This window comes from Ramlibacter sp. WS9 (assembly GCF_003797765.1).
Classification (GTDB): Bacteria; Pseudomonadota; Gammaproteobacteria; order Burkholderiales; family Burkholderiaceae_C; genus Ramlibacter.
The window spans coordinates 21304-35758 of the sequence record NZ_RKMB01000021.1 but is presented as its reverse complement, the minus strand read 5'-3'; the positions used below and the strand labels follow the sequence as shown (position 1 = coordinate 35758).

The 14455-nt window shown below is 65.4% G+C and carries 11 protein-coding genes; 8 read left to right on the top strand and 3 right to left on the bottom strand.

The window, feature by feature from the left end:
• Positions 1 to 75 precede the first annotated feature (75 nt).
• Genes EEB15_RS24550 through EEB15_RS24540 form a run of 3 tightly spaced genes read left to right on the top strand, consistent with a single transcriptional unit; the run spans position 76 to position 4935 of the window.
• Entirely contained in the window at positions 76 to 1974 is a 1899-nt protein-coding gene (locus tag EEB15_RS24550) for a DUF1302 domain-containing protein (protein WP_141512587.1), read from the top strand.
• A 28-nt stretch (positions 1975 to 2002) separates the two neighbouring features.
• Positions 2003 to 3352 (top strand): DUF1329 domain-containing protein, encoded by a 1350-nt coding sequence (locus EEB15_RS24545; protein WP_141512586.1) that lies wholly within the window; start codon positions 2003 to 2005, stop codon positions 3350 to 3352.
• 38 nt (positions 3353 to 3390) lie between these two features.
• Positions 3391 to 4935, top strand: a complete 1545-nt coding sequence (locus EEB15_RS24540; protein ID WP_141512585.1) for an acyl-CoA synthetase — start codon at positions 3391 to 3393, stop codon at positions 4933 to 4935.
• Between the two features lie 62 nt (positions 4936 to 4997).
• Here EEB15_RS24540 and EEB15_RS24535 read toward each other — a convergent pair whose 3' ends face one another.
• Positions 4998 to 7673, bottom strand: a complete 2676-nt coding sequence (locus tag EEB15_RS24535; protein WP_233259604.1) for a LuxR C-terminal-related transcriptional regulator — start codon at positions 7671 to 7673, stop codon at positions 4998 to 5000.
• Positions 7674 to 7915: 242 nt separating this feature from the next.
• On the opposite strand from EEB15_RS24535, the gene EEB15_RS24530 reads away from it, so the two are divergent.
• The 4 genes from EEB15_RS24530 (at position 7916) to EEB15_RS24515 (ending at position 12330) form a co-directional block, all read left to right on the top strand.
• On the top strand, positions 7916 to 8701 hold the full coding sequence (locus EEB15_RS24530) for an SDR family NAD(P)-dependent oxidoreductase (protein ID WP_141512584.1): 786 nt from the start codon (positions 7916 to 7918) through the stop codon (positions 8699 to 8701).
• 18 nt (positions 8702 to 8719) lie between these two features.
• Positions 8720 to 9868, top strand: coding sequence for an acyl-CoA dehydrogenase family protein (locus EEB15_RS24525; protein WP_141512583.1), 1149 nt, complete (start codon positions 8720 to 8722; stop codon positions 9866 to 9868).
• Between the two features lie 121 nt (positions 9869 to 9989).
• Positions 9990 to 11171 (top strand): acetyl-CoA C-acetyltransferase, encoded by a 1182-nt coding sequence (locus EEB15_RS24520; RefSeq protein ID WP_141512582.1) that lies wholly within the window; start codon positions 9990 to 9992, stop codon positions 11169 to 11171.
• Between the two features lie 31 nt (positions 11172 to 11202).
• Entirely contained in the window at positions 11203 to 12330 is a 1128-nt protein-coding gene (locus EEB15_RS24515) for a CaiB/BaiF CoA-transferase family protein (protein ID WP_141512581.1), read from the top strand.
• A 50-nt stretch (positions 12331 to 12380) separates the two neighbouring features.
• On the opposite strand, the gene EEB15_RS24510 is transcribed toward EEB15_RS24515, so the two are convergent.
• The gene (locus tag EEB15_RS24510; RefSeq protein WP_141512580.1) at positions 12381 to 13154 is read right to left on the bottom strand and encodes an SDR family NAD(P)-dependent oxidoreductase; all 774 of its coding nucleotides are present in this window, start codon (positions 13152 to 13154) and stop codon (positions 12381 to 12383) included.
• Between the two features lie 117 nt (positions 13155 to 13271).
• Positions 13272 to 13421 (bottom strand): hypothetical protein, encoded by a 150-nt coding sequence (locus EEB15_RS33795; RefSeq protein WP_158290216.1) that lies wholly within the window; start codon positions 13419 to 13421, stop codon positions 13272 to 13274.
• Positions 13422 to 13652: 231 nt separating this feature from the next.
• Here EEB15_RS33795 and EEB15_RS24505 point away from each other — a divergent pair, with 231 nt between their 5' ends.
• Positions 13653 to 14450: an enoyl-CoA hydratase/isomerase family protein gene (locus EEB15_RS24505; protein ID WP_141512579.1), complete on the top strand. Its 798-nt coding sequence runs from the start codon at positions 13653 to 13655 to the stop codon at positions 14448 to 14450.
• The last annotated feature ends 5 nt before the right edge of the window (positions 14451 to 14455 follow it).

Here is a 14455-nt window from a genome sequence, read left to right as displayed (position 1 = left end):
ACGTGATCCGGCACTTCCAGAGCGAATCGTCGAGCGGTACATGCCCCGGGCCGACAGCACAACAGGAGACAACACATGCAACAGCGATTCATGGCGAGCACAAGCTCGCGTCACAGACCACGTCCACCCGCCCAGTGCGCGCGACTCACGCGAGGAGCGCTTGCCGTTGCGCTTGTGTGGGGCGGTTTGCCATTGGCCCATGCAGGTACCGTCGACCTTGGTGACGGGGTTGAGGCCGTGTGGTCGCTCAACGCGTCATTCACCAACGGCTGGCGCATGGCCAACCCTGAACCGGCCCTCATTGGCCTGGGCGATGGTGGCGCCGCAGCCGCCTATAGCCAGAGCACGGACCTGAACTTCGCCAAGCGCGACAGCTTCATGACCCAGGCAAGCGTCCTGGGCGACGTCAATATTCGAAAGGGCGGTTATGGCCTGTTGCTGCGGGCCAAGGCCTGGGACAACTACCGCCTGAGCCACAAGACAGTGCCTTTCGGTGCGCCCAGCAACGATTTTCAGCCGAACACCCGCCTCGACGATTCGAACTTCGACACCCGCTTGTCAAAGTTCAGCGGCGTTGCGCTGCTGGACGCCTACGTGTACGGCACCTTCGACCTGACCTCGAACACACAGGCCGCGGTCCGCTTTGGACAGCACGCCGTCAACTTCGGGGAAAGCATCTTTGTGCCCGGAGTGAACCAGTATTCGGTGCTGGACCTGCAGGCATTGCGCACCCCCGGAACGCAGCTCAAAGAGGCGATCCTGCCGGTGCCGCAGGTATCGTTCAACCTGGGGCTGCCGGGCGGCAACTCGGTGGAAGCGTTCTACCAGTTCAAGTGGCGGCGCTCGGTCCTGGAGGGCTGCGGTACGTACTGGTCCATGGGCAACCCCTTGAATTGCGGTGCCGGGGCCATCCTTGTGGGCGCCGACACGACCCCGGCGGGCCCTCAACCATCGGGAGCCTACTGGAACGGCGTGCCGGCCCTGGGAGGCGCGAATGCCAACTTCTCGCAAAGGCCCGACCGTGAGCCGTCCGACAGTGGCCAGTTCGGTCTCGCCTTCAAGAAGAACGTCGAAGCGCTGGACACGGAGCTAGGCGCGTATTTCGTGCGCTACAAGAACCGCTTCGCCACACTTTCCGGCGTGCGTGACCTGAACGCCGTCCCGGGGTCCCTGTTCTATTCCGCCGCGCCGCTCGGCTCCGTTTTCTGGGACTACGATGCCAAGCCCACCAAGGTCTACGGGCTCAGCGGTTCGACCGTTTTGGGAGGCTGGGCGGTCGCCGGCGAACTCTCGTACACGAAGGACGTTCCCGTGGGCGTGAACACCACGGACGCCTTCTTCGCGATGGCAGTGCCGGCGCCCGACGGCACCGTGGGCATCGGCCCGTTGGCGTCGAAATGGAATTCCTCGGTCGCACCCCTCGGCTCGAACACGTACCTGGAAGGCCGGGAGTACAAGAACAAGGCGCAGTTCCAGGTATCGACGATCAAGCTGTTCTCCAACGTGCTCGGCGCGTCCTCGGTGAGCCTCGTGGGCGAATTCGCGTTCCAGCATTGGAGCGGCATCGGAGACCCGTTCACGAGTGTTCGCTACGGCCGCAATTTCGAGTTCGGCTCGGCGCAGCACGCAACCCTGGGTGGGGCGTGCCTGAATCCCAATCCCGCGAACTGCACGCAGGATGGGTACTTCACCAGCAACGCCTACGGCGTGCGGGCGCTGGTCGAGGCCGAGTACCCCAATCTGATCCCGGGCGTCCTCACCAAGCCTCGCCTGTTCCTGTCCAAGGATTTGCGGGGCTGGTCGGCCGACTATGTCTTCAGCCAGGGTCGGCATGTCATCGCACCGGGTGTCCGCTTCACCTACGAAAAGAGCTATTGGCTTGACCTGAGCTACACCCGCTTCAATCGCAAGGCGGCCTTCGACACCTTGCGCGACCGCGACTTTGCGGCACTCGCGCTCGGCATGAGCTTCTGACGCCCCGAACCCCCGGAGACTCTTCATCATGAATTGCATTCGACAACAATCCCGTTCCATCGGCCTGGCCGTGCTGCTTGTTCTGGCGATGGCCGGTGCACAGGCCAAGGCGCCAGCCGACCAGATCGACCGGCTCGGCAAGGACTTGACGCCCATGGGGGCGGAACGCGCAGCCAACAAGGACGGCACCATCCCGGCCTGGACTGGAGGCATCGTCAAGCCACCGGCCGGTTTCGATATCCAGAAAGGCTATGCCGATCCCTTCGCGGCCGACAAGCCGCTCTACACCATCACCGGCGCCAACGCCGAGCAGTACAAGGACAAGCTTGCACCCGGTCAACTGGCGCTGCTCAAGCGCTATTCCTCCTACAAGCTGGTTGTGTATCCCACGCGCCGATCAGCCGGCTATTCCGACGCCGTATACGCGGGGATCAAGCGCGAGGCAGCGAAGATCGACACGACCAATGAAGGCAATTCAGTGGTCAACCGGGTGGAGAGCGCGGTGCCGTTTCCGATTCCGGGCAATGGGGTGGAGGCGATCTGGAACCACATCTTCCGCTACCGCGGCGAGTCGTTCGCACGCGACATGACCGAGTTTCCGGTGTTGCCGGACGGTACGTTCACACCCGTAAAGCGGCAAGAGGAGGTTGTGTTCGGCCACGCGCTGAAAGACCCGGAGCTTCTGTTTGCCTTTTCGACAGTGTTCAAGTCGCCCTCCAGCATCTCGGGGGAGGCGCTGATCGTCAAGGACTTTACCGACCAGATGAAACAGTCGCGCGCAGCGTGGATCTACAACCCCGGCACCCGGCGCGTGCTGCGCGCGCCAGAGATATCCTACGATACGCCCCGCAATGGTGTCGATGGGTTGTCTACCGTCGACGACTACGACGGCTACAACGGGGCTCCGGACCGGTTTACCTGGAAGCTGATCGGCAAACGGGAAATGATCGTCTCCTACAACAACTACCGGCTCACCGATCGCAGCCTGAAGTACAAGGACATCATCAAGCCCGGCACCATGAACCAGGAGCTCGTCCGCTACGAGCTGCACCGCGTGTGGGCCATCGAAGCAACCCTGCGCGCCGACAAGAGCCACGTCTACCACAAGCGGATGTATTACCTCGACGAGGACAGCTGGCAGGTCGTCCATGGCGACCTGTATGACGGCCGTGGCGAACTGTGGCGCGTCCTGGAGGTCATGGGCACGCAGTTCTACACGGCGCCCGCGTTCTACATCGCGGGAATGGCGCAGTATGACCTGCAGGCCCGGCGGTACGTGAGCAGCAATCTGAGCAACGAGGACAAGCCGGTCGTCTTCAACGTGCCGCTGAAGGCTTCGCAATTCACGCCGGACGCGCTTCGGCGCATGGGCAACTGAGCCGAAGTGCACGATAGATAGATAGAGAGAACCTGATCATGGGAACCATTACAAGCGGCGATCGCCGTCTGTCCACCGACGAGTTTCGCTTGCGCTGCGCGCGGGCGGCGACCGGGCTCGACCGCCTGGGCGTGAAGACCGGCGATGGCGTGGCCATCTGCCTGCGCAACGGCCTGGCATTTCTCGAGGCAAGCGGCGCCGTCTCGATGCTGGGCGCTTTTCCAGTTGCGCTGAACTGGCACTACACGGAGCAGGAGGCCCGCTACATCCTCGAGGACTCGGGCGCGAAACTCCTTGTGATCCACGCCGACTTGCTGGTCGGGCTGCGGCCCGTCATCCCTGCGGGCATGACCGTGCTGGTGGTGCCGGTCCCGCCCGATGTGCGGCAGGCCTACGAGCTGTCGGAGGACTGCGGCCAGGTTCCGCAGGGGTTGACCAACTGGGAAGCCTGGCGGGAGGGGTTCGAGCCGCGCGCCAGCGCGGTGCTGGACATCCCCAGCACCATCGTCTACACCTCGGGCACCACCGGCCGGCCCAAGGGCGTGCGCCGTTCCGCGATGACGCCCGAGCAGATGGCTGCCGTGGGCGGCATGCTGGCACGTTCCTTTGGCTATCAGGACTACCTGAATCGGCCCGACGAGGTGGTCACCGCCGTGGTCGGGCCGATGTACCACACCGCCCCGAACATGCACGCGAATTTCTCGGCGCGGATCGGCGTCAACGTGGTCATCGTGCCGCGCTTCGATGCCGAAGAACTGCTCGCCCTGATTCAGCAGCATCGCATTACGCACCTCAACCTGGTGCCGATCATGCTGAACCGCTTGCTGAAGCTGCCGAAGGTTGTCCGCGAGCGCTACGACCTGTCGTCGCTGCGGTTCGTGGCCCATGCCGCGGCGCCCGTTTCCCCGCCCATCAAGCGAGCCATGATCGAATGGTGGGGGCCCGTCATCTGCGAATACTACGGTTCCACCGAGATCGGGAACGTCACCTTCTGCACCGCCGAGGAGTGGCTTGCGCACCCGGGCACGGTTGGCCGTGCGATGCCGGGGGCGACCGTGCGGGTGGTCGACGCCAGCGGCGCAGTGGTGCCGCCGCGCACCGTGGGGGAGGTGGTGGCCGTCAACGCGGGCTTTCCTCAGTTCACCTATCACGGCGATGCCGAAAAGCGGCGAAGCGTTGAGAAGGACGGCTTGATCGCGCCGGGCGACGTCGGCTATCTGGACGAGGACGGCTTCCTGTACCTGTGCGACCGCGCAACCGACATGATGATTTCTGGCGGAGTCAACATCTACCCGGCCGAGATCGAGGCGGAGCTTCACAAGATGCCCGAAGTCGCCGACTGCGCCATCTTCGGCATCCCGGACGATGATTTCGGCGAGGCAGTTTGCGCGGTGGTGCAGCCGCAGCCGGGGGTGAAGCTGACCGCCGAGGACGTCAAGAGCTTTCTGCGGCAGCATGTCGCGGGCTACAAGGTGCCACGGCGCGTGGACTTCAACGACGCACTGCCGCGGGAGGACTCGGGCAAGATCTTCAAGCGCAAACTTCGGGCGGCGTACTGGGAGGGAGCTGGCCGTTCCATCTGAGCCGCGCTATCCGCAACCAGAGGTCCGCCGCACCGTAACCGGCGGGCCCTTCATCGCCGCACTCAGCGGGTCAAGCCCAGGCGCCGTGCTATCGCCACGGCGTGGGTGCGGCTCTGTGCGTTGAGCTTCATGTTGATGTTGCGCAGATGGGTTCTCACGGTGCTGTCCGACACGAACAGCTTTTCGCCGATGGCGCTGTTGCCGTAGCCTTCGGCCAGCAGCTGCAGGACGCGCATTTCCTTACCGGTCAGCGGCTCGATCGGCGACTCGGGCGCCCGGCCCGCATCGCCCCACGCCGCCGCGGGGCCGAGCACCGCGAGCAGCTGCTCCAGGTACCCGGTCATCAGCGGGTCTGCATGCGGGTTCGCACTCTCCACCAGATGGCAGCGATAAATCACGGGGCCGATGGCCGGCCCCTCATCCAGCAGCAGCCGTACAAAGCCTTCGCGGCTCGCCTGGCGAAGCACGTCGCTCATGTGCGACACCGCTGACGTACTCTCGCCCGCTCGCTCCAGCGCGAGGCTCTGCAGCACCCGCAGCTTGAGCACGCGCCGGTGGCGCCGTCCCGCCGCCGCCTGGAAGATGGCGTCTGCCAACAGGGGAAGCGCCGCACCGGCGTCGCCAAACGCAACCTGCCAGCGCAACCGGGCCATGGCCATGTAGTCCAGGTCGTGGGCAAGCAGGTGGCGTTCGTCGACGCGTTGCCAGATCGCCGGATCGTCGGCGCGGTCCATCTCCTCTTTCGAGGCCCGGTCGTTGCCTTGCAGCAGCAGCAACCTGGCGCGTTCCAGCCTCGCGCTGGCCACCAGGCGCGGCAGCCGGCGCTGGTGACCGAGGTACTCGAGTTCCATCAGGGTCTGGGTCGCGCGGTCGATGTCGCCCTGGTAGAAAGCGACGCGCGAGCGCAACCAGTGACACAGGATCGCGTGGTCGGGAGAGCCGAGATTGGTGGCCACCGGCAGGTACACGTTCAGCAGGTGCCCAACCTCGTCCAGCTCGTTGGCTTCGTACAGCGCCACGGTGTAGAGCACGCCCGCCCAGGCGTTGCCGTTGGACGGGTTGTACGCCGCCCGCTCACTGGCACCCAGCGCCATGCGAAAGCGCGCCGTTGCCTGGCGCATTCGGCCTTCTTCCAGGTCGAGCACACCCTCGACACTGTCGGTGAACATGCGGTTGAACGCGCTATCGCCGGGCGCCTGGCGCGCGGCGCTGAGCAACCGGCGGGCCTCTTGAGGCTCCCCGTGCTCCAGCACGATTTCGGCCATTGCATTGACGAGCACGGTGTCGGCGAACGGCCGGCAGGTTGGCAGCCGCGCCAGGCCTTCATGGCCCACGGTGTATGCCTCGGCGCCTCGGTCCTGCATCTCCAGCATCACCGCCGGCAGCGCGTTCAGGTGGGCTTGCACGACCGGGTCGTCGCTGCTGGCCAGCCCGGAACTTTCCATTCGCTCCATGGCGACCCATGGGCCGATCGTGAAGCCGGAGGCCCATAGCCAGATGACGAAGATGCGTGGATGAGCGCGCATATCCTTTTCGGGAATGGCGGTGAACCAGCGCTCCAGGAGCCGCATGCGGCCCTGTTCCAGCAGCGGCTCCGCGTGCTCCGCAAGCAGCGTCAGGGCATAGTTGTAGTCGCCGCCTTCGATGGCGTGATCGATCGCGGGCACCGGCCGGCCCTGCGACTCGTACCAGCCTGAAGCTGCGAGGTGTAGCCTTGCCACGTCGTCGGGGTGTTCGCGCGCCAGCTGGCCGCGAAGAAAGTCGGCGAAAAGGCTGTGGTACCGATAGGTCAAGGCCTCACCGGAGACCGGCGTGAGGAACAGGTTGGCTGATTCCAGCGTGCTCAGGATCCGCGCGCAATCGGCGTGCGGATTCACTGCCTGGCAGACCGAAGCGTTGAGGTGTCGCAGCACGCTGGTGCGCAGCAGGAAACGGCGAATCTCGGAGGGCTGCTGATTGAGAACGTCGTCGGCCAGGTATTCGGCGATCGAGCCCGTGGTGCCGGAAAACCGCTCGATGAACTGCTCGTGCGACGAGCGCCGGCCCAGTGCCATCGCCACCAGCCACAGGGCGGCAACCCAGCCTTCGGTCTTGCGATGCAGCCGGCCCACGCCGTCCGCCGAGATCGGTTCGCCGCACCGCAGCTTCAGAAACTGCGCCGTCTCCTCCAGGCTGAAGCGCAGGTGGTCGCTATCGATCTCGACCAGGTCGCCCTTGGCGCGCAGGCGCCCGAGGCTGATGTCCGGCAGGCTGCGCGTTCCGATGATCAGCTGCCCCCGCCGCGGCAAGTGGGCGATCATGTCGCGCACCAGCGTCAACACGGTAGGTTCGCGCAGGGTCTCGAAGTCGTCCAGGAACAGCGCGAACGGCGATGGCAGCCCCGCGAGGACCTCGGCAATGTCCGATTTGCCCTCGCTCTGGGAAGGTTCGGCGCCGAGCGCTTCAAGGGCACGGCCAATGCAGGCAAGGAAACGGGGCCGGTCATTGTCCGCATCGTCCAGCGTCAACCACGCTGTCTCGATGCCGGCGGCCTCCAGCCTCTCCCTGCTTTGAAGCATGGCGGTGGTCTTGCCAAAGCCGGCTGGTGCACGCACCAAGACCACCTTCGCCGATGACGCGCGCGCAACCTGCTCGCACAGGGCTTCACGCATGATCTGCCCGGTGCTGGGAAGGCGCATGTCGAGCTTGGTCGCAAGGACGGCCGACGTCAACGGGCTGTTGTTGGATGGGGGATGCACTTGTGTTGTCTCCGAGACTTTGCTGTCTCCCTGCGTATCGCCGCCCAGCCGCGAGTTCGCGAATTCGGGCGCGCGCGACCCGAAGCATACGCATCTCCGTGCTGCCCGTCACGTCGATTGCCAAGGGGCCAACGTTCGTCCAATCCGACGATGCCGAGGTGATGGTGCGCTCGTAGAGTTGGCCAAGACAGTTGTTGAACGAACAGCTGAACCACATCTTTTTTCTTCGAGGGTCCTACTTTATGCAACTGAACGCTTCCGTCTCCGCCGTCGTTACCGGCGGCGCTTCCGGCCTGGGTGCCGCCACTGCCCGCCGCCTGGCTGCGAGCGGCGTCAAGGTAGCCCTGTTCGATCTCAACGTGGAGTTGGGCGAAACGCTTGCCCGCGAAATTGGCGGCGTGTTTTGCCGCGTCGACGTGACCTCCGACGATAGCGTGCAGGCCGGATTCGCCAAGGCCCGGGCCGCCAACGGACAGGAGCGCATCCTGATCAATTGCGCCGGTACCGGCAACGCCGTGAAGACGGCCAGTCGCGACAGGAAGACCGGCGACATCCGCCATTTCCCGATCGCGAGCTTCGAGAAGATCATCCAGATCAATCTTCTCGGCACCTTCAGGTGTACCGCCCTGGCGGCCGCGGGGATGCTCTCTTTGCCGCCGGATGATGACGATGGTGAGCGTGGCGTCATCATCAACACGGCGTCGGTCGCCGCGCAGGACGGCCAGATCGGGCAAGCCGCCTACGCGGCTTCCAAGGCGGCCGTGGTCGGAATGACGCTGCCGATTGCGCGCGACCTGATGAACGAGGGGGTGCGCGTCAACACCATCATGCCGGGTATCTTCGACACGCCTCTGCTGCAGGGTGCGCCGGAGTTGGTGCGCACGGCCTTGGCCGCATCGGTGCCATTTCCCAAGCGGCTGGGCCGGGCGGGTGAATTCGCGGCCCTGGCCGAGAGCATGATCACGAACGGCTACTTCAACGGCGAGAGCGTGCGGCTCGACGGTGCCATCCGCATGGCACCTCAGTAACCCGAGGCGGAGAGGGCCGTGGCACTTCAATTCGAGCGCTCATGGAGCAACGATGACCTGAGCCAGTACCGGGACGCCGCGGCGCGCTTCGCACAGGCTGAAATCGCAGCCGCGGAGATCGCGGCGCGCGGGACGGGCCACGTGGAGCGCGACCTCTGGCGCAAGACCGGCGAACTGGGATTTCTTTGCACCGATATCCCCGAGGCTTATGGCGGCGCCGGTGGGGACTTTCGCCACGAAGCCGTGTTGCTGGAGGAGCTCGCGCGACGGGGCCTCACCGGCATGTGCACCGGAGTGCATTCGATCGTCGCGCACTACTTCCTCAACCATGGCACCGAGGAACAGAAGCGCCGCTACCTGCCGCGCATGGCCTCCGGCGAATGGGTCGGTGCCATTGCCATGAGCGAGCCGCAAGCGGGCTCGGACCTGCAGGCGCTGCGCACTCGCGCCGAGCGGCGCGGCGACGGCTACGTCATCAACGGTGCCAAGACTTTCATCAGCAATGGCCTGCTCGCCGGTGTGGTGCTGGTGGTCTGCAAGACCGATCCCGCTCAAGCCGCCCGGGGTACATCCATCCTGATCGTCGAGACGCAAGACTGCGCAGGTTTCCGGGTTGGCCCCCTGCTGGACAAGATCGGCCTGAAATCGCAGGACACCGCCGAGCTGTTCTTCGACGACGTACAGGTCCCCGCCGATGCTTTGCTCGGCGGCGTCGAGGGCCAGGGCTTCTACCAGTTGATGGGCGATCTCCCTTACGAGCGCCTTGTCATCGCGCTCATGTCCGTGGCGGCGATGGAGGGGGCCTTCCAGCACGCGCTGGACTATGTGCGCGAACGCCGCGTCTTCGGCAAGCCGGTAGCCGATTACCAGAACACCCGGTTCAAGCTGGCGGAAGTGGCCACGCAGATCACGGTGGGCCGGGCTTTCATCGACCGCTGCATCGAGCAGATGGTGGCAGGCCGGCTGGACACCGCGACAGCCTCCATGGCCAAGTTGTGGGCCACCGAGACCCAGGGCCGCGTGATCGACGAGTTGCTTCAGCTGTACGGCGGGTACGGCTACATGAACGAATACCTCATCGCCCGCATGTACGCCGACGCCCGTGTCCAGCGCATCTTCGGCGGCACCAGCGAAATCATGAAAGAAGTAATCGCGCGCGCGCTGTGAGGCGTGGGCTGCCGGTCGGAATCGTCGCTTCGGACGACGACTGCGCCGGTTCAGCCCGGGAAAATCTTTTCAAGGGTCCGCAAGGCGCCCCATCATTCATCATCATCAAGGGATATCTCTCATGGCGGCAGAAGCATTTATCGTGGCGGCGGTTCGGACGGCGGGTGGCCGTCGGGCAGGGCGCTTGAGTGGCTGGCACCCGGCCGATCTCGCGGGCCAGGTGATCAACGCGCTGCTTGACCGTTCGGGCGTGGACCCGGCAGCGGTGGAGGACGTCGTTCTGGGCTGCGTCGGCCAGGTCGGAGAGCAGTCGATGAACATTGCCCGCGGCGCGGTGTTGTCGTCCAGGCTGCCGGATTCTGTTCCGGCTACCTCGGTCGATCGCCAGTGCGGCTCGTCCCAGCAGGCGCTGCATTTCGCAGCACAGGCGGTGATGTCCGGCAGCATGGATTGCGTCATCGCGGCCGGTGTCGAAAGCATGACGCGCGTCCCGATGGGCACGCCGTACCTGCTGCCGCTGAAGAACGGCATGGGCACCTATGTGAGCAGCGGCATGCAGGCGCGCTACCCCGGTGTCGAGTTCAGCCAGTTCATGGGCGCCGAAATGATGGCAAGGAAGTACGAACTGTCGAAGGAGTCGATGGACGCTTTCGCGCTCGCCAGCCACAAGCGAGCGGCGGTCGCCACCCGTGAAGGCCGGTTCGAGGCCGAGATCGTGCCGGTTCAGTTGCGCAACGCGCAGGGCGAACTGCTGGACGAATTGCACATGACCGACGAAGGCATCCGCCTGGACGCGACGCTGGAAGGCATTGCCGGCGTCAAGCTGCTGCAAGAAGGCGGCCGCATCACCGCGGCGAATGCGAGCCAGGTGTGCGACGGCGCGGCCGGCCTCATGGTTGTGAATGAGCGCGGCCTCAAGGCCCTGGGCGTGAAGCCGCTCGCCCGCATCCACCACATGACGGTGCTCGGCCACGATCCGGTGATCATGCTCGAGGCACCGATTCCGGCCACCCAGCTCGCGCTGAAGCGGGCGGGGATGAAGATGTCCGACATCGATCTGTACGAGGTGAACGAAGCCTTCGCCTCGGTGCCCATGGCCTGGCAGAAGGTGCTGGAAGCGGACACCGAGCGTCTGAACGTCAATGGCGGCGCGATCGCATTGGGCCACCCCCTGGGCGGCTCGGGTGCAAAGCTGATGACCACTTTGATCCACGCGCTGGGCCAGCGGGGCAAGCGCTACGGCTTGCAGACCATGTGCGAAGGCGGTGGGATGGCCAACGTGACCATCGTCGAACGTCTCTGATACGCCACCGCGCGCAACTCCAGGAGAAATCATGGCAGGCCCTTTGCAAGGACTCAAGGTCGTCGAGTTTGCGGGCCTCGGCCCCGCTCCGTTTTGTGCCATGGTGCTGGCAGACCTGGGGGCGGAGGTCGTTTGTGTGACCAGGCCCAACGCGAAGCGCGACCGGTTCGACATCCTCTCGCGCGGCCGCACTTTCCTGCCGGTCGATCTGCGCAGCGAGGGGGCGAGTGAGCCGGTGCTTGCACTGGTCGAGCGAGCGGACGTCCTCATCGAGGGCTTTCGGCCCGGTGTGATGGAGCGTCTGGGCCTGGGCCCAGACACATGCCTCGCGCGCCAGCCGCGCCTGGTCTACGGCCGCATGACCGGCTGGGGCCAGCAAGGCCCGCTGGCCCACGCAGCCGGGCACGACATCAACTACATCGCCATCACCGGCGCACTGCACGCCGTCGGCCGGTCGGGCGAGGCCCCGGTTCCGCCGTTGAACTATGTCGGCGATTTTGGGGGCGGCGCGATGTTGCTGGCGGTGGGCGTGATGAGCGCGCTGTACGAGGCAAATCGCTCCGGGCGCGGCCAGGTGATCGATGCGGCAATGACCGACGGCGCGTCGCTGCTCTCTGCCATGATGTACGGCTTCAAGGCCGCCGGGATGTGGAGCAATCAGCGCGGCGAGAACATCCTCGACAGCGGGGCGCCGTTCTACGACACCTATGCCTGTGCCGACGGCAAGTACGTCGCTGTCGGAGCGGTCGAACCCCAGTTCTATGCGCTGCTGAGGGAAATCTGCGGCATCGCCGACGACACGTCCTTTGACGCCCAGATGGACATGGCGCGCTGGCCGCTGCTGAAGCTGCGCATGGCCGATGTGTTTCGCACTCGCACCCGTGACGAGTGGTGCGCGGCGCTGGAAGGTACCGACGCATGTTTCGCGCCGGTGCTCGACTGGGACGAGGCGCCACGGCATCCGCACAATGTTGCGCGCGAAACCTTCGTCACCGTCGACGGTGTGTTGCAACCCGCGCCCGCGCCGCGCTTCAGCCGCACGCCCGCTGCCAGGCCTGGCAGCGCCGCGCCAGTCGAGCCCCAGGAGTTGCTTGCGCGTTGGGGCTTGAGCGACGCGCAGGCTCGGTCTTTGGGCGGCAGCCATGGGGACGGGCGCTAGAAAACCGCTATGGACAGGCGGGACGACCCGCCTGTCACCCGCCTTTAGATTCAACCGCGGCTGTAGGCCCAGCCGCCATCAACCTTAAGCACGGCGCCGGTCGTGTACGAAGCCGCGTCCGACGCCAGGTACAGCGCGGCACCAACGATCTCGCGCGGTTGGCCGAGGCGCCCCATCGGCACCAGGCCGCTCATTGTCTGGATCATGTCGTCCGTCCATGCCTTGCTGATGTCGGTCTGGAACACGCCGGGCACGAGGGTGTTGATGCGCACCTTGCCCTCGTACAGGCGGGACATGCCGGCGGCCATCGTGTGCAGCGCGCTCTTGGCCATGGCGTACGGCAATTCGTGCTCGCTGGGCTGCAGGGCGCCGGCGCTGCTGATGTTGATGATGCTCCCGCCGCCGGCCTTGTGCATCCGCTCGGCAGCCAGCGTGGACAGGCGGAACGGGCCGCGCAAATTGAGGTCCAGCACCTTGGCCCAGAGCGCTTCGTCAATTGCCGTGAGCGAGCTGTAGCGGGGCGAGGAGCCGGCGTTGTTGACCAGGATGTCGATGCGGCCGAACGCCTCTTCGGCGGTTTCGATCAAGCGCTGGGCATCGTCCCATTTGCCGGCGTGGAACGCCACCGGCAGTGCGCGGACGCCGAAGTCGCGGGCGAGGGCCTGCGCGACCTGCTCACACGCTTCGAGTTTGCGGCTGGCGATCACGACGTGCGCGCCTTGCTCCGCGAACGCCTTGGCCATCTCCAGGCCGAGACCGCGGCTGCCGCCGGTCACGATCGCGACCTTGCCGGTGAGGTCGAACAAGTTGCTGCGTTTTTCCATGTCGAGAGATCCTATGTGTTGCGAAGCAGGCCCGTGCCTGCAGCCGTCGGGCCACTGTAGCAATCCGCCATGGCCATGAGGCTCGTCGGATTCGACGGTTTGTCCGCAACCTGATGATCAGCGCAGCAATGGCATGTGGCACACCACCCAGTAGAGCGCGACCAACCCCGTGATCCCTGCAACGATGACCGCCGCACAGCAAATGGCGTCACCGAAATCGCTCAAGGTGCTGGGCAGCCGGTCAGCCAACGCACGGAAGTAGTTCATCTTCGATTCCTTATGACCGTGCCCAGTTAAAGACCCGCCTACAGATTCAGCCGCGGCTGCGAAGCCGTCGGGGCACTGTAGCAATCGACCGATGCCACACGGCTCGTCGGAATCGACGGTTTTAGCGTGGCGGATTCGTCGCAAACGACGATGGCGAACGTCCTCTGCTCGCCCACGATCCAGCGACCGGCAGGCTGGCGTGGCCGTCGGCATTCACGAAGGAGATCGAACATGGCAGTCGAAGAACTGGAGGTCGCCGAAGCCGGCGGCGTGGCGTGGCTGACGCTGAATCGGCCAAACCGTCTGAACGCATTGAACGCCAGCCTGATTCGGGCGTTGCGCGAGTACTTCCAGTCGCTCAACAGCCGCTCCCCGGCACGTGTGGTGGTGCTGCGGGGCGAGGGGCGGGCGTTCTGTGCCGGCCTCGACCTGAAGGACCAGCAAGCGCTGGGGCCGCGTCCCGGCGTGGTGGACATCCTGGAGCAGCAGCAGGGCCTCAGGGACATCATGCTGGCGATGCGCCGCTGTCCCCAGCCCATCATCAGCGTGGTCCAGGGCGCGGCCAGCGGCGGCGGCTTCGCGCTCGCGCTCGCGTCGGACGTCCGGCTCGCCACGCCGGATGCTCGCTTCAACGCGGCGTTCATTCGCCTGGGACTCAGCGGTTGCGATGCCGGCGTCAGCTACTTCCTGCCTCGCATGGTGGGCAGCAGCGTTGCGGCCGAGTACCTGCTCACCGGCCGCTTCATGGACGCGCACCGGGCCTTGACGCTCGGACTCGTGAGCCAGGTCGCGCCGCTGGATGCGCTGCGCCAGGAGGCGGCCGTGCTGGCCGCGGAGATGCTGCAAGCCTCGCCCCTCGGGCTGCGCCTGACGAAGGACGCGCTGTCGCTGGCGGTGGATGCCCCAAGCCTGGAGGCGGTGATTGCCCTGGAGGACCGCAACCAGGTGTTGTGCACGCAGACCGAGGACTTCGACGAAGGCATCGCTGCCTTCGTCGAGCGCCGCGCACCAAGCTACAAGGGACGGTGATCTGC